This window comes from Pseudomonas sp. R43(2017), from assembly GCF_002112345.1.
GTDB lineage: Bacteria > Pseudomonadota > Gammaproteobacteria > Pseudomonadales > Pseudomonadaceae > Aquipseudomonas > Aquipseudomonas kribbensis.
The window spans coordinates 832089-857197 of sequence record NZ_NEHJ01000001.1 but is presented as its reverse complement, the minus strand read 5'-3'; the positions used below and the strand labels follow the sequence as shown (position 1 = coordinate 857197).

General features: G+C 61.5%; 27 protein-coding genes and 1 pseudogene. 10 read left to right on the top strand and 18 right to left on the bottom strand.

Going from position 1 to position 25109, the window contains the following annotated elements; translation table 11 throughout:
* Positions 1-29: 29 nt before the first annotated feature.
* From CAG02_RS03950 to CAG02_RS03940, 3 genes are read right to left on the bottom strand one after another with little or no spacing between them, the layout of a single operon-like run.
* Positions 30-608 carry a DUF1842 domain-containing protein gene (locus CAG02_RS03950; protein WP_085708431.1) on the bottom strand — a complete coding sequence of 193 codons (579 nt, stop codon included), beginning with the start codon at positions 606-608 and terminating at the stop codon, positions 30-32.
* 42 nt (positions 609-650) lie between these two features.
* Complete coding sequence (locus CAG02_RS03945; RefSeq protein ID WP_085708430.1) at positions 651-1283, bottom strand: DUF1842 domain-containing protein; 633 nt, start codon at positions 1281-1283, stop codon at positions 651-653.
* A gap of 34 nt (positions 1284-1317) precedes the next feature.
* Positions 1318-1503, bottom strand: a complete 186-nt coding sequence (locus CAG02_RS03940) for a DUF1843 domain-containing protein (RefSeq protein WP_085708738.1) — start codon at positions 1501-1503, stop codon at positions 1318-1320.
* A gap of 559 nt (positions 1504-2062) precedes the next feature.
* On the opposite strand from CAG02_RS03940, the gene CAG02_RS03935 reads away from it, so the two are divergent.
* Positions 2063-2980 carry a LysR substrate-binding domain-containing protein gene (locus tag CAG02_RS03935; RefSeq protein WP_085708429.1) on the top strand — a complete coding sequence of 306 codons (918 nt, stop codon included), beginning with the start codon at positions 2063-2065 and terminating at the stop codon, positions 2978-2980.
* 39 nt (positions 2981-3019) lie between these two features.
* Here CAG02_RS03935 and leuD read toward each other — a convergent pair whose 3' ends face one another.
* The 6 genes and pseudogenes from leuD to CAG02_RS03910 all read right to left on the bottom strand — a co-directional run bounded on the left by leuD (position 3020) and on the right by CAG02_RS03910 (position 7375).
* Positions 3020-3628, bottom strand: a complete 609-nt coding sequence (gene leuD, locus CAG02_RS03930; protein ID WP_085708428.1) for a 3-isopropylmalate dehydratase small subunit — start codon at positions 3626-3628, stop codon at positions 3020-3022.
* Between the two features lie 3 nt (positions 3629-3631).
* Positions 3632-5053 (bottom strand): 3-isopropylmalate dehydratase large subunit, encoded by a 1422-nt coding sequence (gene leuC / locus CAG02_RS03925; protein ID WP_085708427.1) that lies wholly within the window; start codon positions 5051-5053, stop codon positions 3632-3634.
* A gap of 128 nt (positions 5054-5181) precedes the next feature.
* A complete protein-coding gene (locus CAG02_RS29970) occupies positions 5182-5694 on the bottom strand; it encodes a GNAT family N-acetyltransferase (protein WP_256576890.1) in 513 nt (170 codons plus the stop codon).
* A pseudogene (locus CAG02_RS29965) lies at positions 5692-6249 on the bottom strand (HD family hydrolase); the annotation flags it as partial. The gene CAG02_RS29970 and the pseudogene CAG02_RS29965, both read right to left, overlap by 3 nt.
* A gap of 85 nt (positions 6250-6334) precedes the next feature.
* On the bottom strand, positions 6335-6892 hold the full coding sequence (locus CAG02_RS03915; RefSeq protein WP_085708425.1) for a helix-turn-helix transcriptional regulator: 558 nt from the start codon (positions 6890-6892) through the stop codon (positions 6335-6337).
* 78 nt (positions 6893-6970) lie between these two features.
* On the bottom strand, positions 6971-7375 hold the full coding sequence (locus CAG02_RS03910) for a RidA family protein (protein WP_085708424.1): 405 nt from the start codon (positions 7373-7375) through the stop codon (positions 6971-6973).
* A gap of 134 nt (positions 7376-7509) precedes the next feature.
* Between CAG02_RS03910 and CAG02_RS03905 the strand changes: the two genes are divergently transcribed.
* Both CAG02_RS03905 and CAG02_RS03900 read left to right on the top strand, forming a co-directional pair.
* Positions 7510-8457, top strand: coding sequence for a LysR family transcriptional regulator (locus tag CAG02_RS03905; RefSeq protein ID WP_085708423.1), 948 nt, complete (start codon positions 7510-7512; stop codon positions 8455-8457).
* A 69-nt stretch (positions 8458-8526) separates the two neighbouring features.
* Positions 8527-9687 (top strand): radical SAM protein, encoded by a 1161-nt coding sequence (locus CAG02_RS03900; protein ID WP_085708422.1) that lies wholly within the window; start codon positions 8527-8529, stop codon positions 9685-9687.
* Here CAG02_RS03900 and CAG02_RS03895 read toward each other — a convergent pair.
* Positions 9669-10556: a LysR substrate-binding domain-containing protein gene (locus CAG02_RS03895; protein ID WP_085708421.1), complete on the bottom strand. Its 888-nt coding sequence runs from the start codon at positions 10554-10556 to the stop codon at positions 9669-9671. The genes CAG02_RS03900 and CAG02_RS03895 overlap by 19 nt on opposite strands.
* Positions 10557-10693: 137 nt before the next feature.
* Here CAG02_RS03895 and CAG02_RS03890 point away from each other — a divergent pair, with 137 nt between their 5' ends.
* Genes CAG02_RS03890 through CAG02_RS03875 form a run of 4 tightly spaced genes read left to right on the top strand, consistent with a single transcriptional unit; the run spans position 10694 to position 14929 of the window.
* Complete coding sequence (locus tag CAG02_RS03890; RefSeq protein WP_085708420.1) at positions 10694-11746, top strand: agmatine/peptidylarginine deiminase; 1053 nt, start codon at positions 10694-10696, stop codon at positions 11744-11746.
* 3 nt (positions 11747-11749) lie between these two features.
* On the top strand, positions 11750-12658 hold the full coding sequence (gene aguB / locus CAG02_RS03885; RefSeq protein ID WP_085708419.1) for an N-carbamoylputrescine amidase: 909 nt from the start codon (positions 11750-11752) through the stop codon (positions 12656-12658).
* Between the two features lies 1 nt (position 12659).
* Positions 12660-13763 (top strand): extracellular solute-binding protein, encoded by a 1104-nt coding sequence (locus CAG02_RS03880; protein WP_085708418.1) that lies wholly within the window; start codon positions 12660-12662, stop codon positions 13761-13763.
* A 47-nt stretch (positions 13764-13810) separates the two neighbouring features.
* Positions 13811-14929 carry an agmatine/peptidylarginine deiminase gene (locus CAG02_RS03875; protein WP_085708417.1) on the top strand — a complete coding sequence of 373 codons (1119 nt, stop codon included), beginning with the start codon at positions 13811-13813 and terminating at the stop codon, positions 14927-14929.
* Between the two features lie 9 nt (positions 14930-14938).
* On the opposite strand, the gene CAG02_RS03870 is transcribed toward CAG02_RS03875, so the two are convergent.
* From CAG02_RS03870 to CAG02_RS03850, 5 genes are read right to left on the bottom strand one after another with little or no spacing between them, the layout of a single operon-like run.
* Positions 14939-15601 carry a glutathione S-transferase family protein gene (locus CAG02_RS03870; RefSeq protein ID WP_085708416.1) on the bottom strand — a complete coding sequence of 221 codons (663 nt, stop codon included), beginning with the start codon at positions 15599-15601 and terminating at the stop codon, positions 14939-14941.
* Positions 15602-15633: 32 nt separating this feature from the next.
* Positions 15634-16041 (bottom strand): RidA family protein, encoded by a 408-nt coding sequence (locus CAG02_RS03865; RefSeq protein WP_085708415.1) that lies wholly within the window; start codon positions 16039-16041, stop codon positions 15634-15636.
* A 31-nt stretch (positions 16042-16072) separates the two neighbouring features.
* Positions 16073-16456 (bottom strand): hypothetical protein, encoded by a 384-nt coding sequence (locus CAG02_RS03860; protein ID WP_085708414.1) that lies wholly within the window; start codon positions 16454-16456, stop codon positions 16073-16075.
* Entirely contained in the window at positions 16453-16959 is a 507-nt protein-coding gene (locus tag CAG02_RS03855; RefSeq protein ID WP_085708413.1) for a PaaI family thioesterase, read from the bottom strand. Before CAG02_RS03855 ends, CAG02_RS03860 begins: the two co-directional genes overlap by 4 nt.
* A gap of 58 nt (positions 16960-17017) precedes the next feature.
* Positions 17018-17971 (bottom strand): LysR family transcriptional regulator, encoded by a 954-nt coding sequence (locus CAG02_RS03850; RefSeq protein WP_085708412.1) that lies wholly within the window; start codon positions 17969-17971, stop codon positions 17018-17020.
* A gap of 143 nt (positions 17972-18114) precedes the next feature.
* Here CAG02_RS03850 and CAG02_RS03845 point away from each other — a divergent pair, with 143 nt between their 5' ends.
* On the top strand, positions 18115-19293 hold the full coding sequence (locus CAG02_RS03845) for a M20 aminoacylase family protein (RefSeq protein WP_085708411.1): 1179 nt from the start codon (positions 18115-18117) through the stop codon (positions 19291-19293).
* A 30-nt stretch (positions 19294-19323) separates the two neighbouring features.
* The gene (locus tag CAG02_RS03840; RefSeq protein WP_085708410.1) at positions 19324-20622 is read left to right on the top strand and encodes an MFS transporter; all 1299 of its coding nucleotides are present in this window, start codon (positions 19324-19326) and stop codon (positions 20620-20622) included.
* A gap of 19 nt (positions 20623-20641) precedes the next feature.
* On the opposite strand, the gene CAG02_RS03835 is transcribed toward CAG02_RS03840, so the two are convergent.
* A complete protein-coding gene (locus CAG02_RS03835) occupies positions 20642-20926 on the bottom strand; it encodes a DUF4880 domain-containing protein (protein WP_085708409.1) in 285 nt (94 codons plus the stop codon).
* Between the two features lie 214 nt (positions 20927-21140).
* Between CAG02_RS03835 and CAG02_RS03830 the strand changes: the two genes are divergently transcribed.
* Entirely contained in the window at positions 21141-23051 is a 1911-nt protein-coding gene (locus CAG02_RS03830) for a tyrosine-protein phosphatase (RefSeq protein WP_085708408.1), read from the top strand.
* A 30-nt stretch (positions 23052-23081) separates the two neighbouring features.
* Here CAG02_RS03830 and CAG02_RS03825 read toward each other — a convergent pair whose 3' ends face one another.
* Together CAG02_RS03825 and CAG02_RS03820 are read right to left on the bottom strand one after the other, a co-directional pair.
* Positions 23082-24056, bottom strand: coding sequence for an AraC family transcriptional regulator (locus tag CAG02_RS03825; RefSeq protein ID WP_085708407.1), 975 nt, complete (start codon positions 24054-24056; stop codon positions 23082-23084).
* A gap of 82 nt (positions 24057-24138) precedes the next feature.
* Positions 24139-25044, bottom strand: coding sequence for a LysR family transcriptional regulator (locus CAG02_RS03820; RefSeq protein ID WP_085708406.1), 906 nt, complete (start codon positions 25042-25044; stop codon positions 24139-24141).
* Between the last annotated feature and the right edge of the window lie 65 nt (positions 25045-25109).

The following is a 25109-nucleotide window of genomic DNA, read 5'->3' as shown; positions in this document are numbered from 1 at the left end:
CGGCAATGGCCTCGCCCGGGGTGTGCGGTTTAGCGTGCTTCCAGACGCGCGATTTCTGCGTTCAGTTGCTCAAGGGCACTGCGCAATGCGCCTTGGTGGGCCAGTTGCTGTTCGCCCTGTTGCACCACGGTTTTCAGCTGCGCCAGATCACCACTGGTTTGCGCCTGCTGCACGGCCACGGCATACAGCGGCTGGAAGTGACGCTCGTGCGGTTGCGGCTCGATGGTCGGCGCCTGATGCACAGCGACGTGCCTCACGTAATGCCACTGGCCACCCTCGTTGTAACGGAAATCGACAAAGCCGCTGGTCCAGTCGTCGAGGATGCCCTTGAGGCTGAAGGTCTGCGCAATCTGACTCAGCGGACCGCTCGGGCTGCCATCGAGGGTGAGAATGATGTAATTCTCGGTCGATGGGGTCAGCCGTGCCTCGGAATAATCGCCCCAGACCCGGGCATGGAAATTGACCGGTGGCCAGGTGCTTTGAAAGACGCTGGCAGCGCCGCTGACTTTTTTACGCACGGTATCGACCACGAGGTCAAGTGTCAGAACCGGAGCGCCGAGCAGTGAGTTGCTGGCGATGAGGCGGGTATGAAAAAGTCCAATCGACATGGTGCTTACTCCCTTAAGTGAATGGCGGACTCAGTGGTCGAATCAGCGGGCCTGCAGCTTGCTGATTTCGCTCTTGGCGGCGTCCAGTGCCTTTTGCAGTTGAGGTTGCTGATCCAGTTGCTGCTGGGCGAGCTTCGCCAGGTTTTTCATCTGGGCCAGGTCGCCACTGGCGATGGCGCTCTGGATCGGCGCGGCATACAGCGGCAGGATCGGCGGATGCGGAAGAATCACCGGGCCGGGATGGAACGGCTGGAAGACATTCGAGGGCACCTCGACCAGATGCGCCGGCACGTTGTTCAGTTCGTGCCAGCGTTGCCCGTCGAAATACTCGTAATTGGCCACGCCTTCACGCCAGTCGGTGCCGACCACCAGTTGAATCTTGAAGTTCACGATGGAGTTGGAACCGGGGCCGCCTTCATTGCCCTCGGCGGTAATCAGGATTTTACTGACACCCGGCTTCATGACCGTCAGGTAGGTGTATTCGCCCCAGACATCCGAATCGATGTCCAGCGGAGGATTGGTTGCCTGAGTGATGGCGGAGGTGCCGCTGACTTCATGCTGCGGTGTGGAAACCAGCAGGTTGAGCGCAAGGCTCTGCGCCCCCGGCTGACCCGTACCGATCCGATAGCTCACGGGGAACAAGCCGACATTTTGTTGCTGAACTGAACCAGACATGTGAATTGCCTCCATTGCAATGTGGGAAATGGCCTTAGTGTTTTTCCAGACGGGAAACTTCTTTGGCCAGTTTTTCGTACGCGGTTTGCAGCTCCTTCGCTTCCGGCTTCGTTGAATCGCGCTGCTTCAACAAAGTCTTCATCTGTTGCAGATCGCCTCCCGTGATGGCGCTCTGGATGGCGACGCCGTAAGGCGGCATGTTGTGTTTTGAGCCAGTCATATCGAGGGTTTCCTCGTGGTGGTTGCCGAACATCCCCTTCAGGCGAGGGGCGTCTTTCCTGACAGGCAGGCGACAGCCAGCGGCAGGAAACACTGGCGACAGTGGTGCCTGGCGAGGTGAAGGCCTGATCCGTCCGGATCCGTCAAATCGTGGTGATTGAATGGGCGCCGATGCGACGCCGCGGGCGTCAGCCGAAACCGTCCGGTCTGCTGTCCGGCCTGCCGTTCGGAACTGGGAGGCGCGTCTGCCGCGGCAGAGGGCAAGAGAAGTTCGCCTGTACGTTGGTCATCTTTCTGTCCTTGATAGAAAGCAACGAAACACAGGGATAGGTTGTTCACTCATCAAGAGTGCATTAACCCGCAAGCACAAAAACCATCCCTGATTTTTCTTCCAGTGCTGCTGATGGCGTTCGTCGAGAGACGTTTGCCAAGTGGCCAGCATATCGCCAGCCACGCAACCCTAGTCCTGTTTGTTCGGGGCTGCCAGAAAAAGCGCCGAACGGTCATGGCCGCTGCTATCCTGCGCGAATCATGAAGCAGGCAGTGGAAGATCGCGCTGTATGAACACGAATCGTGACCAGTTTCCCTTGCCCGAAGACCTCAAGGTATTCCTGACGGTCATCCGCAAGAACAGCTTTGCCAGCGCGGCCGATGAGTTGGGCTATTCGCCGGCCTACGTCAGCAAACGCATCGCGGTGCTCGAGACTACGCTGTCGACAAAACTGTTACACCGCACCACCCGGCGCATCGCCCTGACCGACGATGGCGAGCGGGTGCGGATCTGGGCGGAAAAGCTGCTGGGGGATTTCGATGATTTCCTCGGCGAGATGGCCCAGGCCCGGCACCAGCCGGCGGGTTCGCTGCACATTTGCAGCAGCTTCGGTTTTGGCCGCAATCACGTCGCACCGGCGATCAGCCAACTGGCCCGAGCTTGCCCGAAGCTCGACATTCGCCTGGACGTGTTCGACCGTGTAGTCGATCTGGTGGGCGAGGGCTTCGACCTGGAGATTCTGGTGGGCGACGACCTGCCGGGCCAGCACCTGGCGCGCAAACTGGTCAGCAACCGGCGGGTGCTGTGCGCCACGCCGGACTACCTCGAGCGCCGGGGCACGCCGCAAACCCTCGAGGATCTGCAAGACCACGATTGCCTGGTGCTGAAGGAGCGCAACAATGCGTTCGGCATCTGGGAACTTACCAAGGACGGGCAGCAGGAGTCGGTACGGGTCAGCGGCCCGCTGTCCTCCAACAGTGGCGAGATCGTGATGGAGTGGGCCTTGAGCGGCGGCGGGATCCTGTTGCGCTCGATGTGGGACGTCAAACCGATGCTCGAACAGGGGCGGCTGGTGCAGGTGCTGGCGGATTACACCCAGAGCGCCAACGTCTGGGCGGTGTACCCGACACGGCTCAGCGAGTCGGCCAAGTTGCGGGTCTGCGTGGAGTTTCTCGAAGAGTATTTCCGCGACTTGTCCGTCGAATGAAAAACCGGGTGGTTCAATGAGCCACCCGGTTTTTTGTGTTCAGCCCAGCCAGGGATTTTCTGCCAGATATCGCGCTTCAAACGCGCGAATCTGTTCGGCCCGTTGCAGCGTCGTGCCGATGGCGTCCAGTCCCAGCAACAGTGACTGTTTGCGCAACTCATCAATCTCGAAAGCGATCCGTGTTCCGTCCGCCAGTTTGATGGTTTGCTCGGGCAGGTTCACACGGATATGCGCAGTTGCCGGAACGCTGATGACTTCGGCAACCTGCTTCAACTGCGCGGCATCGAGCTGAATCGCCAACACGCCGTTGCGCTGACAGTTGTCGTAGAAGATCCCGGCAAACGTGGTGCCGATCAGCGCCCGGATCCCGACCTGCTTCAAGCCCCACACCGCATGCTCACGGCTGGAACCGCAGCCGAAATTCGGTCCGGTCACCAGAAACGCTGCGTCCTGCCAGGCGGGTTGATTAAGCACGAACTCGGGATTGGGTTCGCCCGAGGCCAGAAAACGCAGATCGAAAAACAGCCCCCGGTCCAGCCCCTGACGATCAATGCCCTTGAGAAACTGCTTGGGCATGATCACGTCGGTGTCGATGTTGGCCGCCAGAAACGGCGCGGCGCTGCCGCTGATAGTGGTGAACGGTTGCATGGCTCAAACTCCCGGCGCGAAGGCGCGAACGTCAGTCAAATGTCCGGTGATGGCGGCTGCGGCGACCATTGCCGGGCTCATCAGGTGGGTGCGCGCACCGGCGCCCTGACGACCTTCGAAGTTGCGATTGGTGCTGGAGGCGCAGCGATCTCCCGGCGCGAGCACGTCGTCGTTCATCGCCAGGCACATCGAGCAACCCGATTGCCGCCATTCGAAACCGGCGTCGCGAAAGATCTGCGCCAGCCCTTCGTTTTCCGCCTGATCGCGCACCAGCGTCGAGCCGGGCACGATCATCGCCCGCACGTGGGGCGCCACGTGCTTGCCGCGCACCACACGGGCAACGTCACGCAAGTCTTCGATCCGCGCATTGGTGCAGGAGCCGATGAAGGCGTGGCTGATCACCACCTCGTTTAGCGGTGTGCCGGGTGTCAGGCCCATGTAATCGAGGGCGCGTTGCAGACCCTGACGCAGAATCGGGTCGGGCTGGCTGGCCGGATCCGGCACTCTTCCGCCGACCGGAGCGGCCTGATCCGGGCTGGTGCCCCAGGTGACCATCGGTTCCAGCGCCGAGACATCAAGGCTGACTTCACTGTCGAACACCGCGCCATGGTCGCTGTGCAGGCCTTTCCAGCGCTCGACCGCTTGCTCCCAGAGTTCGCCTTTCGGCGCACGCGGCTTGAGTTGCAGATAGGCGAAGACCTTGTCGTCCGGTGCCATGAATGCTCCGCGAGCGCCGGCCTCCACGGCCATGTTGCAGATGGTCATGCGTGCTTCGACGCTGAGATCGCTGATCGCCCGGCCGGTGAATTCGATGGCAAAACCGGTGGCCCCCGAAGCACCGATCTGCTCGATCAGCGCCATGATGATGTCTTTCGACGTGACGCCCGCACCAAGCTCACCGTTGACCGTCACCCGCATGGTTTTCAGGCGCTTGTAGACCAGGGTCTGCGTCGCCAGCAGGTGCTCGATTTCCGAGGTGCCGATGCCGAAACCGAACGCTCCCAGTGCGCCGTAAGTGGTGGTGTGGCTGTCACCGGCCGCCACCACCATGCCCGGCAGAATGAAACCCTGTTCCGGCGCCACGACGTGTTCGATGCCTTGGCGCTTGTCCAGCACATCGAACAGCTCGATGCCGAAGTCGCGGCAGTTCTCTTCGAAATACGATACCCGTCGCGCACCCCCGGCGTCGGGCATGGTCGCGATGCGTGTTGGCGCCGTAGGGTTCACATGATCGACCACCGCCAATGTCGAAGCGGGCCGCCAGACTTTGCGTCCGGCGTCGCGCAATCCGCTGAAAGCCTGAGGGCTGGTGTATTCGTTGGCGACCTGGCGGTCGATGTAAAGCAGCACGTGGCCCTGATCGTCGAGGGTGCAGACCGTGTGACTGTCGATGTGTTTCTGGTACAGGGTTCTCGGGCTGGGCATGGCGCAGGCTCTTTTCTGTCAGTGCGAAAACTACGTACGGACAGAATTGTTGATTGCGGAACCTGCATCAAGCGCGCATTGGTAAAGCCGTTGAACACGAAATGTGAGCAATGAAAAACGATGAGGCGCTACTCGGTAGCCTGGAACGCCTCGTGATATTTCACCACGCCCACCGGCAACTCCCCACCAAACGCCAACGCCTGAAAATACTCCGCTGGAATCCCCGGCAACTCCAGACCCGCATGGGCCTTGAAGCCGAAACGCCCGTAGTAGCCCGGATCACCCAGTACCACGCAGCCAACGCCGCCAATGCGCTGCAACTCCGCCAGCGAGGCTTTCATCAGCGCCGAGCCGATACCTTGTTGCTGGCGGGTCGGGCACACGGAGATCGGGCCCAGGCCGTACCAGCCTTGAGCGCCGGAGGAAATCGTCACCGGCGAAATGGCCACATGGCCGACCACCGTGTCGTTCTCAACGGCTACCAGCGAAACGCTGAGCTGACCGGCACGGCGCAAGGCGTTGACGATGAATTGTTCGGTGTGGCTGGAGTGTTCTTCGTGCTGGAACGCGGCCTCGGTGATTCGGGCGATTACGTCGATGTCTTCGGAGCGTTCGTTGCGGATTGTGATGTTTGTATTCATGCGTTCTCGGGTATCCCGGTCGATCAGGGTCCGAAGGGTTTCGAACAGCGGATCGGCGTTGGTGTATTGCTTGCCGTAGGCCAGGTTGAAGCCATAGTCGAAGTCTGGCGGATTCTTCCCTTGAGTGTGTTGTAAAAGTGTTTCCAGCTTGTCCAGCGCCTTCACGGCTTTGGCTTCGGGGGAACCGGCGTTTTCGTAGTCGTCCCAGAGTGCGAGGATTTCGCTTCTCAGCGCGTCGTCCAGAGAACGGGTGAGCAGCAGCAAGTCGTTGCGTTCCTGTTCGCCCTTGTCGGGAAAACCGGCTTGAACGACCGCCGGAATGTCACCGTTGATGGCCTCGCCGAGGTCGTGGATGACGCACATCTTCAGGACTTTCAGCACGTCGAGCCCAACCAGGTCGTCGGCAAACACGATCGCCATCAGGCACAGGCGCCAGCTGTGTTCGGCGGTGCTTTCGCTGCGCCCGGAGGAAGTGTGCGCGCTTCTGAGGACGTCCTTGAGCCGTTCTGCTTCGCGCAGGAAGTCGAGGCGTCCCTTGATTTTTTCGAGGTTCATACGGTGGCCGGGATATAGAGAGCAGGGCTCAAAGCCTAGGCCCGGCCTCGATCATCGTCCACGCATAAAATATGCGGCGCGCGGTCTACAGCGTTTCCACCAGCCGTGCGGCGGTGCCGTCCGAAAGTGCGATCCGCGTCCAGCGGCACAGGCTTTCGCGGATGGGGACAAGGGTTGAATCATTGTGGCCGGTGACGAATTCCAGAGCCGGCGGCGCCTGGACTTCTCGCCAACCGGCGTCATCCAGCAAAGATTCCTTGTGCTGGATTTCCGCCGTCGCAAAGCGCCACAGCGATTGCCCCAGCAGATCGCTCAGCGGGCTGGCGAACTGCGCGGCGCGGGCCGGGGAGCAGGCCAGCAGGCGATGGGTCAGGTCGCAGACGAGGTGAACCGGGCGTGCACTTTCCGTCACCAGCCGTGCGAGGGCCTGATCGGCGGCGCTGTCGAGTCGCGCCGCGAGCAACGTTTCGAGTTGCCGATGCGCCTCCGGGTCCATCGCCTGCACACCGCTTTCCCAGCGGGAAATCGTCGACTGGGTCACCTTGAACAACTCGGCGGCATGGCTCTGCTTGACGCGGTGCAGCACCCGCCAGCGGCGCAGGGCGATGCCGGGGAGACTGGGCTTGAGCAAGGCGTCGGGCATGGCGATGGATCGCAAAAGGAATGCGGGCCGCCAGTCTGAAGACTGGCGGCCCGTGCTGCAAATCGACGCGATATCAGGTCATTCCGGGAGCCTGGCGATCACCTTGATCTCGAACTGAAAGCCATACAACCACGTCACGCCGACCGCCGTGATGGTCGGATGCGGCGCCTCGCCCCAGAACTCCGGCACCACTTCCCAGATGGTTTCGAAAGTCGATTGCGGGTCGACCATGAACACGGTCACGTCCACCACGTCATCGAAACTGCCGCCGGCCGCGGCGAGAATCGCGTTGAGGTTGGTGAAGGCCCGGCGCACCTGCTGCTTCAGATCCGGCTCGGGCGAGCCGTCCTCAAGGCTGCCGACTTGCCCTGAGACAAACAGAAAACCGTTGGAACGAACGGCCGGCGAATAGCGATTGCGCTCGTAGAGGGCATGACGTCCGGGCGGGAAAACCACATCGCGTTTTGGCTGGGAGTGGGTCATGGGGTGTCTCCGTCAATGGGTTGAAAACCTGCGATGGAGAAACTCTAGGGGCTTGCATCGGCCCGATAAACGCGCAACCTTGGCGTTCACTGTTTGGGGTAGCCAAACAATCGAGCCGCCATTAGAGGTTGGATATGGACCGTTTTGACGCGATGCAGGCCTTCGCCCGGGTGGTGGAGGCGGGCAGTTTCACCAAAGCCGCCGAAACCCTGCACATGAGCAAGACCACCGTGACCCATCTGGTGCAGCAACTGGAGGCGCGCCTGCGGGTCAAGTTGCTCAACCGCACCACGCGCAAGGTCAACGTTACCGCTGACGGTGCGATTTACTACGAGCGGGTGGTCAGGTTGCTGGCGGACCTGGACGATGTTGAAACCGGCATTAGCCAGGCTTCTGCTGCACCCCGTGGGCGGCTGCGGGTGGATGTGCCGAGCCCGCTGGCACGTTTGATTCTGATACCGGCGCTGCCGGACTTTCACCGGCGTTATCCGGATATTCAGATCGACATGGGCGTCAGTGATCGCATCGTCGACATCATCGATGAAAACGTGGACTGCGTGGTGCGCGGTGGCGAGTTGCTGGATCAGTCGCTGATGGCCCGTCGGGTTGCCGATCTGCAATTGGGGGTATTTGCCGCACCGAGCTATCTGGCGCGTGCCGGCACGCCTGTGCATCCGGGGGAGCTGGAAGACACGCAGCATCGGGTGGTGGGATTTCTCTGGGCGCGCACCGGCAAACCGGTGCCTTACGCCTTGCGCAACGCCAACGAGTCCCTGTTGATCAAGGGCCGGCATGTCCTGGCGGTCGATGATGGCAACGCCTATCTGGCGGCAGGCCTTGCCGGCCTGGGTGTGCTTTGGCTGCCTCGCTACATGTCGGCTGAAAATGAGGCCCGAGGCGAGCTGGTGGCGCTGTTTGAAGATTGGGATCTTGAGCCGATGCCGCTGTATGTCGCGTATCCGCCGAACCGGCATATCAGCCAAAAGCTGCGGGTATTTATCGATTGGATCGTGGAATTGATGGCCGAGCATGCCAATGGCCCGGAACTTGCTCTGCGCGCTCCGCGACTGTCAAAAATATAGCGAATAACGGCAATCACAAAAGTCGCCAGTCTGGATGGACCGCTATTCAATCAAGGAGCGTCACCCGCAATGAATATGTACATCGATATTGTCGGCGCGTGCAATTTGAGCTGCCCTTCGTGTCCGATGGGTAACTCGGAAAACGTCAACTTCAAGAAAGCCATGCAAGTCGACATGTTCAGGAAGATTGTCGAGAAGGCCCGCAGCGAAGGGGTCGAGACGATTTTTCTTTACAACTGGACCGAGCCGTTGATCCACCCGCGCATCGGCGAATTTGTCGAGATCATCAACGCCGCCGGTTTACAGAGCGGTATCAGTTCCAATTTGAATCTGGCGAAAAACATGGAGACGGCGATGCTCGCCAATCCATGGTTCTTCCGTATCTCGCTGTCCGGTTTTTATCAGCAGACGTACGAAAAGGGACACGTTGGCGGTGATATCGAGGTCGTCAAGGCCAACATGATCAAACTGCATGAACTCAAGCAGCTACATGGCTTGAACACACGGATCGAGGTCTATTACCACCGCTACCTGGACAACATGGAAGAAGAAGGGCTGATGCGTGAATTCAGCCAGCTTCTGGGCTTCGAGTTCTCGACCGGCTATTCAGTGATGATGCCGCTGGAGAAGACGCTGGCGTTGATCGAGCGCGATCCGTCGGTGACCGATACCGATCGCGATACGCTGCAACGACTCGCGCTGCCGCCCTACGACGACCTGGTCAATCTGGTCCGCCAGTACCCGCAACAAGCCTGCTCGCTCAAGGACGACTGGCTGGTGCTCGACTGCAATGGCAACACCATCCTGTGCTGTTCCATTTTCAATCAGACCGAATACCAGGTCGGCAAATATCTGGACATGCCGCTGGCACAACTGACCGGGCTCAAGTCCACTCAGCCGAACTGTATCGATATGTGCAACCGCTGCGCGAACAACGGATTGCATATTTACTCGGCGCAATCCAATCGGGGGCCGCTGGAGAGTCACGCCGTCAACCGGATTACCGACTTCCAGCGACGCACCGCCATGGGCTTTCCGGTCGAAAGCGACAGGCTTGGACGCAATGGTGAAGTCAGTGCCGAGAACTTCGACGAAGCGCAATATTTACATATGAACGAGGACGTCAGGAACGCGATTTTCACAGGGGCGTTCACCAGCGGTTATCAGCACTACGTCCTGTTCGGCAGGCTGGAAGGCCGGCTCGGCGCAGGTCAACTCTCAGTCGTCTGAATCGGCGGTTCGGGCTCCGCCAGTCGAGTTGACAGCCATTGACTGAAGCATCGCGCCATCGGGTCGTTCTCGCTGTCGCGATGGGTCAGCATCGCCCAGTTCGGGCCGCGAATGGTTTGCTCCACCAGGGGCTGCAACAGCCCGTTTTCCTGTGCCTGGCGGCTGAGCAACTGACTGACCAGCGCAATTCCGAGACCTGAGCAAGCCGCGTCCAGCAGCAGGCCCGGGTCAGAGAAGTTCAACCCCTGTTCCTGCTGCCCGATATCAACTCCAGCCTCTACGGCCCAATGACTCCAGTCCATTTCCCGCTCGCCGTGCAGCGTCGTGCGCTGCGCGGCGGGCTGCGCCAACACGCTCGGATGGCACGCGGGAAAGAGGCGGTCGGCATGCAGCACCCTGAAGCTGCACTCAGCCTGAGAACTGATGTCGTCGCGCACCGCAATATCGATGGTCTGGGTCGCCATGTCCGGCACTTCATCGGTGCTGTAAATCCACAGATCGACCTGCGGGTACTGTTGCCGGAAATCCCCCAGACGCGGCAGCAACCAGTGCCGGGCAAACGCCGGCGTGGTGTTGAGCACCAGTTGATTGGGTTTCTGGTACTGCCCCAGCCGACGAATCCCCACCGACAGTTGCTGCAGCATCGCCTGAGTGGTGCTGAGCAGATCGTGGCCCGCGTCGGTCAGCGCCACGCTGCGTCCGCTGCGGAAAAACAGCGGTTGCTCCAGGTACGCCTCAAGGCTGCGGATCTGCTGGCTGATGGCCGACTGCGTGAGGCTCAGTTCCTCGGCGGCCTTGTGAAAACTGCCCAGTCTTGCGGCGGCTTCGAAGCCGCGCAACGAGCTGAGGGGTGGCCAGTGTTTCAGCATGATCGATAAGTTCCTCTAATCAGTTTTCCGCTAAATCCATCGTTTGTTTGCCCTTCAGGCCGCCATTAGCATGCACGTCAACGCCGCCAAGGCTGTTTTCATTGAACACAATGGCTTAACTCAAAGGGCTTTTTACCATGCAGCAGAACAAAAACAACAACAGCGGTTGGATGATGCCGGCAGAGTGGGTAACGCACGCCGCGACCTGGATGGTCTGGCCCCACAACAAGGCCCTGTGGGAGTCGGGCTGGCGCGTGACCTTGCCGTTGGTACAGGAAGATTTCGCCCGCGTCGCCAACGCCATCGCCCGCTTCGAACCGGTGAAAATGGTCGTCGATCCGTCGGCCATCGCCAGCGCCAAAGCCCTGTGCGGGCCGAACATCGAACTGATCCCGCTGGCGGTCAACGACAGCTGGTGCCGCGACTCCGGCCCGAGCTTCGTGGTTCATCCAGAACAAGGTCTGGCCGGTGTGAGCTGGCGATTCAACGCCTGGGGCGGCAAGTCGGCCCACGATCTGGACGAAAGCCTGGCCCGTCGCGTACTCAATCGCTTGGGCGGCGAGTGCTTCGGCACGGCGCTGAGCAACGAGGGCGGCGCGATCCATGTGGACGGCGAGGGTACGCTGATCACCACCGAATCGGTGCTGCTCAACCCCAACCGTAACCCCGGCGTGAGCAAGGCCGAGATGGAAGAAATCTTCAGTCGTCTGCTCGGCGTGAAGAAAACCATCTGGCTGCCGGGCGATCCGGATTACGTCACCGGCGACATGACCGACGGCCACGTCGATGGCGTCTGCGCCTTCGCCCGTCCTGGCGTGTTGCTGGTGGATGCCACTCACGATCGCAGCTCGGTATACGCCGAAGTGGTGCGGGAAAATCGTCGTGCACTGGAGCTGGCCACCGACGCTCAGGGCCGTAAATTCGAGCTGATCGAGCTGTATGAAGCCACCGATGCCGTGGACACCGAAGCTGAAGTGTTCTGCGCCTCGTACACCAACTTCTACATCGCCAACGGCGCGATCATCATGCCGGCCTATGGCATCGAGGCCGACCATGTCGCGGCAGAAACCCTGGCCAAGGCGTTCCCGGGACGTGAAGTGGTGCCGGTGCAGATCAATCACCTGGCCCATGGCGGCGGCGGTGTGCATTGCATCACCCAACAGCAGCCAGCCTGGCCGGTGGAGGGTTGATCGATGACGATGCTCAAAGTCGCCACGACCCAGATGCCGTGCACCTGGGACCTGAACAGCAACCTCGACCGCGCCGAGCAATTGGTGCGTGAAGCCGCGGCACAGGGTGCGCAAGTGATTCTGTTGCAGGAGCTGTTCGCCACGCCGTATTTCTGCATCGAGCAGAGCCACCATCATATGGCGCTGGCCGAGGAGTACCGCGACAGTCAGGTGCTGTCGCGCTTCGCCGCGCTGGCCCGTGAACTCGGCGTGGTGCTGCCGCTGAGCTGGTATGAGAAGGCCGGCAACGCCTACTTCAATTCCCTGAGTGTGGCCGATGCCGACGGGCGCCTGTTGGGCGTGTACCGCAAGACCCACATCCCCAACGCCATCGGCTATCAGGAGAAGGAATATTTCAGCCCCGGTGACACCGGTTTCAAAGTCTGGGACACCGCATTCGGCCGCCTCGGCGTGGGCATCTGCTGGGATCAGTGGTTCCCGGAAACCGCCCGCTGTCTGGCGTTGATGGGCGCTGAGGTGCTGCTGTATCCGACCGCCATTGGCTCGGAACCGGGCTGCGCAGATCTGGATTCACGGGATCACTGGCAGATGACCATGCGCGGCCATGCGGCTGCCAACCTGCTGCCGGTGATCGCCTCCAACCGTGTTGGCCGCGAAGTGGCGGGTACCGATGCGACGCTGCAAATGAATTTCTATGGCTCGTCGTTCATCTGCAACCACAAGGGAAAAATGCTCGCCGAAGCCGACCGCGCCAGCACCGGCGTGCTGGTGCAAAGCCTGGATCTTTCGGCCATGCGTGAAGAGCGCCTGAGCTGGGGCATCTACCGCGACCGTCGCCCGGAAATGTACGGCGCATTGTTGAGTCAGGACGGCCGTCACCTTCACGCTCGCTGGAATCCTCAAGGAGTCTGATATGCACACCCCACACAAGTGGTTGCTGGGCGCCCTGGGTCTGGCGCTGGCCGGTCTGATGCCCGCCGTACACGCCGAAGACAAGACGCTGCGGCTGTACAACTGGGCGGATTATTTCGCCGAAGACACCCTGAGCAAGTTCACCGCCGAAACCGGAATCAAGGTGATCTACGACGTGATGGACGGCAGCGAAACCCTGGAGGCCAAGATGCTCTCCGGTGGCAGCGGCTACGACCTGATCTTCCCCGGCGACACCGTGGCCGAACGCCTGATGCGCGCCGGCAGCCTGTTGCCGCTGGATCCTTCGAAAGTCACGGCGATGAATGACATCGAACCGGGCCTGCAAAAACTGCGCAGCCATTACGAGCATTCGAACAAGGCCACGGTGCCGTACACCTGGGGCACCATCGGCCTGACCTACAACGCCGAGCAGATCAAGCAGCGCATGGCCGACGCGCCGGTCAACAGCCTCGACATGCTGTTCAAGCCGGAACTGGCGGCGAAATTCGCCGATTGCGGGATTTCGATGATCGACTCACCGGACGAAGTGCTGGCCGTGGTGCTCAATTATCTGGGCCGCGACCCGCGCAGCGCCAAGCCTGCGGACCTGGCGGCGGCCAGTGATTTGCTGATGAAACTGCGGCCGTACATCCGCAAGTTCCAGTCGCAACCGGTGACCGATCTGGTCAACGGCAACCTGTGCCTGTCCCTCGGCTACAGCGGCGACATGACCCAGGCCCAGCGCACCTCGGACAGCGCCGGCAAGAAGACCCGTTTCCAGTACCGCGTGCCCCTCGAAGGCACCACGGTGTGGATGGACACCATGGCCATTCCGGTCGATGCCAAGCATCCGGAATATGCCTACGCGTTCATCAACTTCGTGATGCGCCCGGAGAACATGGCCGCGATCAGCAATTTCACCGGTTATCCGACCTCCAACGCCAAGGCCCGGCCAATGGTGGATGAGGCGATGCGCAACAACCCGGACATCTATCTCGACGAAGCGACCTATGCTCGTCTGATACCGGGCAAGGATATTCCCCAGGCCGACATGCGCGCCCGCATGCGCACCTGGACCAAGTTCAAGACCGCCACTGCAAAGTGATTTTTCCGGGCCGCTTCGGCGGCCCCTTACACATCAGGAACGTACACATGCCCACTCGTCGCGAGTTCATCAAACAGGTTTCAGTCGCCGCCGGCGTAGGCGCTGCCGTCATGGGCCTCGGCCTGTTCCCGGCGCGGGTGCTGGCGGCCAGCGAAGGTCGCTGGTTCATGCCCGACGAGGGCGACAAACACGAACGTGCCTACATGGCCTTCGGCGCGCAGGACGCGATATGGGAAGACTTCACCGAAGACGTCCAGGAAGCCCTGGGCCGCATCGCCCGCGCCATCTCCCGTTACGAGCCGTTGACCATTTATTGCCGCAGCGGCGAACGCAGTCTGGCCGAAGAGATTTGCGGCACGTCCAACATCACCTACCAGATCGCCAACCTCGACGACATCTGGATGCGGGACATCAGCGCCAACTTCATCATCGATGATAAAAGTGGCCTCGGTGCGGTGGACTTCAATTTCAGTGGCTGGGGCAACAAGCAACAGCACTCCAAAGACGCGAAAATCGCCCAACGAGTGGCGCAAGACGCGCAAGCGACCTACATCCGCAGCGAACTGGTGGGCGAGGGCGGCGGTATCGAAGTCGATGGCCACGGCACCGGGATCATGACCGAAAGCTGCTGGGTCAACGCCAACCGCAACCCCGGCTGGAGCAAGGCCGACGTCGAGGCGGAACTGAAGGCACGGCTGGGCCTGCGCAAGATCATCTGGCTGCCGGGTATAAAGGGCAAGGACATCACCGATGCCCACGTCGATTTCTACGCGCGCTTCGTCAAGCCCGGCGTAGTGATCGCCAACCTCGACACCGACCCGCAATCCTACGATCACAAGGTCACGCTGGCGCACCTGGAAATCCTGAAGAAGGCCACCGACGCCGACGGTCGCCCGCTGCAGATCCACACCGTTTCGCCACCGCTGAAGCCACGCAAGACCAAATTCAACAAGAACAACGACGACTTCGCGGCCGGTTACATCAACTACTTCGTCATCAACGGCGCGGTCATCGCCCCGGAGTTCGGCGACAAGGACGCCGACAAGAAAGCCTTCGACCTGCTCAAACAGCTCTACCCGAACCGTGACGTGGTGCAGATCAACATCGACGCCATCGCCGCCGGTGGTGGCGGGATTCACTGCGTGACCAGTCACCAGCCGGCGTGAGGTCTTTCCTCAGCGAAACCGTTGGGGAAGCGCTTTGGCAAAGGGATAGAAGTCAAACCAGGGTTTGGCTTCGTCGATCACCTGACTGAAAGACGGGCGCTGCACCAGTCGCTCGAAATAAGCACTGAGGCGAGGGCGGTCGGCGCCAAACGGCACCAGTGTGCTGGCGTAAAACAACGCCGGGCTGGCCGAGCAATCGGCCATGCTGTAGTCCGGGCTGGCGATCCACGGGTGGGTCGCCAACTGGTTTTCCAGCATGTCGTAGGCGGTATTCAGCAACGTGCGCTGGCTGCTCAGGTCGGCGTTTCTGCTGTGGATGCGGTCGGCGACGATTTGCGACATCGGCGTCATCACGTAGTTGTCGAAAACCCGGTCCCAGAGTCGAACTTGCAGGGCGGTGTCCCAATCGTCGGGGATCAGCCGGCCAGCGCCGGCATGGTAGTGATCCAGATACTCGATGATCACGCTCGACTCCGGCACGTTGCGCTGACGGGCACGGTCCTGCAGCACCGGGAATTTGACCAGTGGCCACAGCGCCCGCAACTCGGCCCGTTCGGCTTCGCTGGACAGGTCTATCAGGCGTTTTTCGAAGGCGACGCCGTGTTCGTACAGGGCGATCAGCGCTTTGTGGCAGTAGGACGACAATGGATGGTAGTAGAGGGTCAAGTCCATGGTTCAACGCCTCGCGGTGATAGTGAAAAACACTACACAGGTATAGCGCGCCTGCGCACGGCCACACATTTGATTTCCACCAGCAGCCCCGGATGGGCCAGTTCGCTGACGCCGATGCAGGTCCAGGCGCAGAAGCCTTTGGGGAACACGCGGTTCTTCACTTCGCGAAACACCGGCATGTGTCGGCTCATGTCCACGTGATAGGTGGTCATCTCCACCACGTCCTCAAAGGCGCAACCGCCGGCCTTCAGCACTTCGTCGAGGTTTTCCCAGGCTCGGATGAATTGCTGCTCGGGGTCTTCGATGACTTTCAAATCTGCTGTCCTGCCCACCTGGCCGGCGCAGTAAAGCGTGTCGCCGACCAGAACCGCCGGAGCGTAACCGGCGCGTTCGACGATGGGCTTCATGGATTCGGGGATGATGATTTTGCGATCGGGCATGGCCGGGGCTCCTGGCAATCGTTGGATCGGATCACTTCGCGTGAAAGTACCGGATCAGGTTGACCGATTTTGTGAATATCGCATAAGCCACAGCTGCGATCATGAGCCCGGCGATGGCCAGGCCGACTGCATTGACGCCGGTGACGAGCAGCATGTAGAGCGACAGCGCCAGTACCAAAACGACGTAGCTGGCGAGCGTCTGTTTGAGGAACACCAACAACAGCGGTATGGATGCCACTACCACCGAATGAATGGCCACTGCCTGCAAGATCTCGACTATCAGATACGAGAAAGCATCTTCGCCGCTCACTTGCGCGACGGTCAGCAACGCTTCGTTCATCAGCCAATTCAGGGCGCCAACTCCCATCAGGCTGATGGCGACAATCAGTGCCATGTTTATTGCTTTGGTATTCATTGGTCTTCATTCCGCCCATGAGCGGCGGCTGCCAACTGTTCGGTATCCACTCGTACAAACACCGAATCACCCACCGCCGTCAGCACATCCCCGGCGTACACCTCGCAGATCACCCGGCTCTTGCGCCCGACTTCACCCTCGACTTTCGCCTTCAACGTCAGCGGTACGCCCATCGGCGTCGGCTTGATGAACTTGATGCCGAGGTTGCCGGTGACGCAGTTGATACGCGGCAGGCTTTCGGCTTCACGCCCTTCGGCGCGGTAGTGGTAAGCCATCGCCGTCCAGTTGGAATGGCAGTCCACCAGCATCGCGATCAGGCCGCCGTAGACCAGCTCCGGCCAGCCGCAGTATTTGGCCTCGGGCACATGCTCGGCCATGACGTGTACGCCGTCCTCGTGCCAGAAACTCTTGATGTGCAAACCGTGCGGGTTGCTGCTGCCGCAGCCGAAGCAGACACCGTCGGGGGCGGCGGTGTCTTGCAGGGAGGTGTCGAGAGGGGACATGCCGAGGTCATCCTTAAACTGTTAGCCGAACCGGGCCGAATCTTAACCTTGAACAGCCTCAGATCAACAACCCCAACGTATCGAACAACTCGACATCCTCCGGCCTCGCCGAACGCGCGCGGCGGCGGATCACTTGCAGCAGGCAATCGACAAAACACTGCGCCGCCGCGCCCAGCGGGGCGTTGCGCGGGGTGACGATGCCGATGACATCGTTGGCGAAGGTCTCGGCCAGATCGAGCCGGGACACGCGTTCGCGGTAGCCGGGCACTGTCAGCATCGGTTCGGGAAAGTAGCTGAGCATGTCGGTCTGCTCGATCAGCGACAGGGTCAGTTGCGGCGAGTGGGCGCGGTGGATGTGTTGCAGGTCGATCTGCGCGCCGTGTTGCCAGAACAGTTCGGTCATCAAGCCTTCGTGGCTGGCGTCGGGGTAGTTGACCACCCAGTCCTGATCGAGCAGTTGGTGAATGGAACTGGCCTTGCGCAGCGGATGATCGTGACGGGCGACCACGGCCATGCGGTAGGAAAAGATCGGTTCGCTGACGAACTCCGGGCGCGGCAGCAGCGACGAGACCAGGCCTACCGCGAACTCCATGGTGCCGTCGCGCAGTTTTGGCAGGGCCACGGCCATCAAGCCTTCGAAGATCTCCAGACGTACCTGCGGCATGCGCTGGCGGAACAGGGTGACGACTTCCGGCAACAGGGTCATGCCCATCCACGGCGAGATGCCCAGGCGCAACTGGCCCTGGGCCTGATCGCTCAGGTGCGTCAGCTCCAGTTGCGCGCGCTCGAGCTGACTCAGCATCTGCCGCGCATGCTGCAGCAGCGACTGGCCGTAAGCGGTCAGCACCACGCCGCTGGCATTGCGCACCAGCAACGGCAATTGCAGGTGTTCTTCCAGTTCACGCAGGGCCTTGGCCACGGCGGTCTGCGAAACCCCCAGTTGCCGCGCCGCCGCACGAATGCTGCCGCAGTCGGCAATCATCACCAGCGCCCGCAGTTGATGCAGCTTCATCCTTTTCTCCCGTTGTGACGGTGTAAACCCACGGTTTTCAGCCCCCGTTTTTTGCGACTGCCGCGGCATTCGGCAAGTCATTAGGATCGCAGGGTATCAGTCGAACACCCGAAAACGCCCCCATAAAAACAAGGAACCTGCTGATGACCGATCTGCCTGCACTGCCCGGTATCCGTGCGCTCGAAGAAGAAATGATCGCGCTGCGCCAACACATTCACGCCTACCCGGAACTGAGCTTCGAAGAGTTCGCCACCGCCGATCTGGTGGCGGGCAAGTTGAGTGAATGGGGCTATGAGGTGCATCGCGGACTGGGCGGCACAGGCGTGGTCGGCCTGCTGCGCCAGGGCAGCGGCGGCAAGATGATCGGTCTGCGCGCCGACATGGACGCGCTGCCGATCATCGAGCAGACCGGGCTGCCGTACGCCAGTCGCCACGAAGGCGTGATGCATGCCTGCGGGCACGACGGGCACACGGCGATGCTGCTGGCGGCGGCGCGTTATCTGGCCGAAAGCCGCGACTTCGACGGTTCGCTGGTGGTGATCTTCCAGCCCGCCGAAGAGGGCGACGGCGGCGCGCAACGCATGCTCGATGACGGCTTGTTCGAGCTGTTCCCGTGCGACGCGGTGTTCGCCATGCACAACATGCCGGGGTTGCCGGTGGGTAAGCTGGGTTTCCTCGAAGGACCGTTCATGGCCTCCACCGACACCGTGACCATCCGTGTCGACGGTGTGGGTGGCCACGGCGCGATGCCGCACAAGGCGGTCGATCCGGTGCTGGCGGGATCCGCAATCGTCATGGCATTGCAGAGCATCGTCTCGCGCACTGTCGATCCGCTCGACACGGCAGTGGTGACGGTGGGGGCCTTTCATGCCGGGAACGCCGCCAACGTGATTCCCGATCACGCCGAGCTGCAACTGAGCGTGCGCGCACTCAAGGCCTCGGTGCGGGACGAATTGATCGAGCGCATCACCCGCATTGCCCAGGCCCAGGCCAGCGGTTTCGGGGCGCGGGCGACGGTGGATGTGGACGAGGCGCAACGCTTCCCGGCGCTGTTCAACGATGAGGCCAAGACCGCTTTTGCGCGGCAGGTGGCGATCGATTGGGTGGGCGAGGAAGGGCTGATCCCGAACATGAAACCGCTGACCGGCAGCGAAGATTTCGCGGTCATGCTGCAACGCTGCCCCGGCTGTTATCTGTTGATCGGCAATGGCGACGGGGAGGGCGGCTGCATGGTCCACAACCCCGGTTACGACTTCAACGACGACTGCCTGGCGACCGGCGCCAGTTACTGGGTGCGACTGGTGGAAGCCTTCCTGGCCTGATCCGCTTCGACAACTTCAGGAGTTCGCCCCATGTCCACTGCCATTTCCAGCGCCGCCGCAACCTCAACGCGCCAACCCATCGGTGCGCGGGCCATTGCCGCGATCACCATTGGCTCAGGCCTCGAGTTCTATGATTTTTCCGTCTACAGCTTTTTCGCCACACTCATTGGCCGGCAGTTTTTCCCGGTGGAAAGCACGCTGGGGCAATTGCTGCTGTCCCTGGCCACGTTCGGCGTCGGCTTCGGCATGCGTCCGATTGGCGGGATCGTGCTCGGCGCCTATGCTGACCGGGTCGGCCGCAAACCGGCGATGATGCTCACGCTGTGGCTGATGGCGCTCGGTTCGCTGCTGTTTGCCATCGCCCCCACCTATGCGCAAATCGGCCTAGCCGCGCCGGTACTGATTGTGCTGGCGCGATTGGTTCAAGGGTTTGCGATGGGCGGCGAAGTGGGGGCCTCCACGGCGATGCTGATGGAATACGCCGACGACAAAAACCGTGGTTTCTACGGGAGCTGGCAGCTGTTCAGCCAGGGCTTGAGCTTCATGTTCGGCGCGTTGGTGGCTTTGGGGTTGAGTTCGACGCTGTCGGCCGAATCCCTGGAAAGCTGGGGCTGGCGACTGCCGTTCGTACTGGGGATGCTGGTGATTCCGGTGGGGCTGTATATCCGTCGCCACCTCGATGAAACCGCCGAGCAGGAACTGCAGGGCGATGGCGCCACCTCCGGCCTGCGCCTGATTTTCCGGGACTATCGCAAAGTCCTGCTGACCGGCGTGCTGCTGGTCATCGGCAGCACGGCGTCCAGCTACATCGTGCTCGATTACATGACCAACTACACCGTCAGCGTGCTGCACCTGCCGATGACCATGGGCACCACGGCTGCGTGTCTGGGGGCGCTGGTCCAAATCAGTCTGTCGATCTGGGCCGGTCGTCTGAGCGACCGCATCGGCCGTCGCCGCACCATCGCATTGGGCTGCATCCCGATGCTGTTGCTGATCTACCCGGCATTCATGTTGATGAACCGCTTTCCGACCCTGGGCACGCTGCTGGGCGTTTCGATGGTCACCACGCTGTTTCTGGTGCTGATCACCGTGCCGACATTGGTGCTGGTGACGGAGATGTTCCCCCGCAAGATTCGCGCGTCGGGACTGTCGATCATCTATTGCCTGGGCGTGTCGGTGTTTGGCGGGTTTGCCCAGTTCTTCGCCACCGGGCTGATCGGTCTGACCGGCAACAACAACGCGCCTGCGCTGTATGTGATGACGTGTCTGTGCCTGACCCTGGCGGGGCTGGCGATGGTGCGGGAGACCGCAGGCAGGCCGCTGGAGTGAGCGGCCCGGGCGCGGCGCACTAGTTGCGCTGCGCCAGGTTGCGTTGAAACTCTTCGAAGCTGCACGGCAGCGTCGTGGCTTTGCGTTTTTTCGACTTGTCGTGCTCGTCGGGCAATTGATCGCTCAACTCCCAGACCTCAAGCATCTTCGCGTACTCGAAGGCGTGGCGCGGGCTGCTCTGAATCCACTGCTGGAAGGCCTGGCGTTCGTCAGGCGTGCAGGTTTCGTCTTGCAGGCGCAGGCACCAGTGCGCCGCCTGATTGAGGATTTCATCGTCGGCGTCTTGAGGGCTTTGGAGGTTCATTGACTGCTTCCAGGATGGCCGGAGAGGGCACTTTACCCTGCCTCTTGCAAAAAAAACGTCAAAGTTCGACAGGGATTTAGCCTGCCTGACGGACAGAATGCGCGCCCGCCGGACAGATCGCGCCGCCATTTACGCTTTTCGCAGATTTGCCATATTCAGTCACATTTCGTTGTAGATAGTGGGCAGCCCAACCGGTTTCCAATGAGGCTGCATCGTGTTTCCACGTCTTCTGTGTTCGCTGTCCGTGTTGAGTCTGTCCATTGCCGCCGCCCACGCGGCCGACCTTGATACCCCGCGCCTGCAGGGCATCGACAACTTCCGCGATGTCGCCGGTATCACCACGGCCTACTCGACGACCCATGACGGCACGATGCGCGCCGGTGTGTTCTACCGCTCCAACGCGTTGACGCCGACAGCGTCGGATCTGGCGACCCTCAACGGTCTGGGGATCAAGGCCGTTTTTGACCTGCGCACCCCCAGCGAAATCGCGGCCACGCCGGACACCATGATCAGCGGCGCGAACTACCAGAACATCGACATCATCGGCGCCACCACCTCGGGCGCGAACATCACCACGGTCTCGTTCAAGAGCGCCGCCGATGCGATTGCGATGATGCAGGAGACCAACCGCGCCTTTGTCAGCGACGCCGGCATGCGCGGTCAGCTGGGCGTGCTGTTCAACGAACTGGCCGGCGTCGACGGTGCCGCGCTGTTCCATTGCACCGCCGGCAAGGACCGCACCGGCTGGACCGCCGCCGTGCTGCAAAGCATCGCCGGGGTCGACAACGCGACGATCATGAGCAACTACCTGGCGACCAACGACTACACCGCCGCCCGCGTGGCCAAGACGCTGGCGATGATGCCGCCGAGCATGGCCGCGGTCTACGCGCCGCTGCTGGGTGTGGAAGCGAGTTACCTGCAAGCGGGCCTGGATCAGGTGACCGCGCAGTACGGCAGCATGGACAACTACCTCAAGCAGGGTCTGGGTCTGTCCCAGGAAACCATTTACGTGCTGCGCGGCAAAATGGTCGAGTACAACAGCCTGCCGGGTCAGGCCGGGTTGATCGGCAACGCCGCCGCCGGCGCGCAACTGTTGCAGGAACTGCAGAACAGCAAGCTGTCGGGCACCTACAGCGCCTACAACTACTACCTGCAATCGGCCATCGATGCCGGCACTCTGGGCGGCGTTGAATCCACCGTCGGCGGTCAGGTGCACGCCGATGCGGCCAGTTACCTGCTGCGTCAGAACGCAATGATCGAACAGGCCGCCGCGCCATTCGCCAGCGGCACCGACCTCAAGGTCGGCCAATACCGTTTGTGGAGCACCGCGCTCGCCGGTTACCTCGGCACCGACGGTTCGGCCCATGCGCAAAGCAGCAACGAACACAGCCAGGGCCTGATGGTCGGCGTTACCCAGCGCTTCTCCGAGCAACTCAGCGCACGGGGCGGGATCGGTTACAGCAAAGGCACCGTCGGCGGGGCGGGTGGCGAGGCTGATACCGACTTCACCTTCCTCAATCTGGGTGCCCGTTATGGCTTCACCAGCCTGGAGCGTGGCCTGTTTGCCGATGCCAACCTCAGCGCCGGTTACGTCGACTACGACAGCAAGCGCGATCTCGGCGGCGGCCTTGGTTCGGCGAAGGGCGACACCCACGGCAATCTCAGCGGCGCCACGTTGGCGCTGGGTTATCGCCTGCCGCTGAACGATATGGTTCTGGAGCCGAGCCTCGGCGTGCGGGTCAGCCGTCTGGACCTGTCGGGGTTCCAGGAGAAGGGCAGTGAACTGGCCCTCGACGTCGACGACATCCAGCAAACCCGCCGCAGTGCCGTGGCCAATCTCGACGTCTCGTTCGCCCCGATGCCCATGGGCGCGTGGCAACTGGTGCCGGGCGTGCGAGTCGGTTACGAGCGTGTGCTCGGCGATCATCAGGTCGACAGCGAAGGCCATCTGCTGGGGCTGGATATCGAACAACGCGCGGCATTCGACAACCGCGATCAGTTCAGTGGCGGCGTCAACCTGATGGCCAACCTCGGTGCCCTGAGCCTGGGTGCCGAAGTCGGTGCCAGCGGTGGCGGCGACAGCCACGGCTTCAGCGGCGGGCTCAAGGCCAGCTATCAGTTCTGATCAATTTGAAGGTGAAGAAAAAGGACTGCCTCAGCGCAGTCCTTTTCGCATTTCTGCGGGGCTCACGCCGTAGGCATCCTGAAAGTACTGGCAGAACCGGCCGACGTTGCTGAATCCGTATTGCAGGGCCACGTCGGTCACCGAGGACGATGGGCCACGCTTCAACGCTTCGCAGGCACGCTCCAGCCTGACCTGGCGCTGGTACGCGACAATCGAGGTGCCGACAAACCGCCGGAAACCTTCCTGCAACGCCCGCAGGCTGACGTTCACCAGCCCCGCCAGATCCGTCCCGCTGACCAGTTGTTCGGGATGCGCCTGAATGTATTCGATAGCCTGCTTCACATGCCGAGGTGCAATCGATGCTTCGGGCCGGCGCAAGGCTTCGCTGAAGTTATGCGGCCAGGCTTCCAGCACCGCGTCCACCAGCATTTCCCGCAGGCGCGACGGCATCAGCGAACCGGCGTTCAACAACAGGTCGAACTCGGTGCCGGTGGCCAGGTCGATCAGTGCACGAATGCCCTGAAACGCCGGGCTGTTCAGATCCACCCTCGGCTCGAAATGCAGCTTGTGCACGATCGGTCGGCCCAGCAGTGACGACAGCCGTTCAGTGAGCGCAGCACGGCTGATCGACATGCCGTGCTGGGCATGATTGTCGACGAAGCGCATCGAGCGCAGATCCGCCTTGTCGATGGCCAGCCCGATGTGGGGCAGGCCCAGGGATTCGGCGGAGTCGTTGAAGATGATCCGGCCGGCGGTGGGAATCACGAAGGTGATTTCATCGTAGGGCTCGGGGAACGCTACGGTGAAATCGCCCCGGTAATGCATGCGCCGGAAACTGACGCCGTCGTGCCGCCCGTAGACGCCGCCGATGATGATGTTCTTGGGCGGCGGCGGTGTGTCGCCATAACGATTGCCGAACATGCGGGAGAACAACGCGCCGAAGTCGTCGCAGGACATATCGGCGGATCTGAGGATGATGGTCTGGCGCGTCGGGCTTGAGTACACCGGGAAGGTCACCTTGGCAGTCGGGGCAAAGAGGCGCGAGGACGTTAGCAACCGTGAATGACAGCGACATGACACAAACGGATTACGTCGTTTGCCAATGCGCCTTCAGGAAATCGATGAACACCTTCACCTTGCGCGTATTGCGCCGATGGGCCTGATACAGCACGTAGATCCAAGGGCCGAAGGCGCTGGGCTCACGCCAGTATTCGGGCATCAATTCCACCAGTTCGCCCCGTGCGAGATACGGCGCGGCGCTCCACTGCGGGAGGAATTGCAGGCCCTGGCCGTCGAGCAGGCAGGCCAGCAGGAAATCGTAATTGTCACTGGCAATGCGTGGGGTCGGCTGGGTCATGCGCAAGCGTCGCTCGCCCTGTTTGACCCACCAGAAATGCCGGTTGAGCAGCGGGTGACGGAAGATCAGCCAGTCGTGCTGGTGATAGTTGTCCAGCGACACATCGCTGCCCTTGCGCGCCAGATAGGCCGGGCTGGCGCAGAGCTGCACGCGGTTTTCCACCAGCGGTTGGGCGATCACTCCCGGCAGATCGATCGGCCCGTCACGCAGCGCCAGGTCGTAGCTGCCATCGACCGGGTCGTCGTAGTTGTCGCTCAGATCCACTTCCAGATTCACCTGCGGATGCTCGTTCAGAAAGCGGCAGCACACCTGATTGAGAAAGGCCGGGGCGAAGGAGGGCGGGGCGATGATGCGCAATTCGCCGCGCAGTTCGTGCTTGAGCTGTTCGACGCCTTCGCTGGCCAGTTGCAGTTGCAACAGCGCCTGACGCGCGCCTTCCAGATAGATCCGCCCGGCCTCGGTCAACGCCATGCGTCGTGTCGTGCGGTCGAACAAGCGGCTGCCGAGTTCCTCTTCCAGTTGCGCCACGGCCTTGGTCAGGGCCGACGGCGTGTTGCCGAGCACCTCGGCGGCACGGCTGAAATTACCGTGTTCGGCGGTGGCGACGAACATGGTCAGGGCGCTCATTTTGTCCATTGATCTATTCCTGATGGGCACAGAAGTTGTGCGTGAGACGGCATTCAGTTATCCGGCGGGCTTGG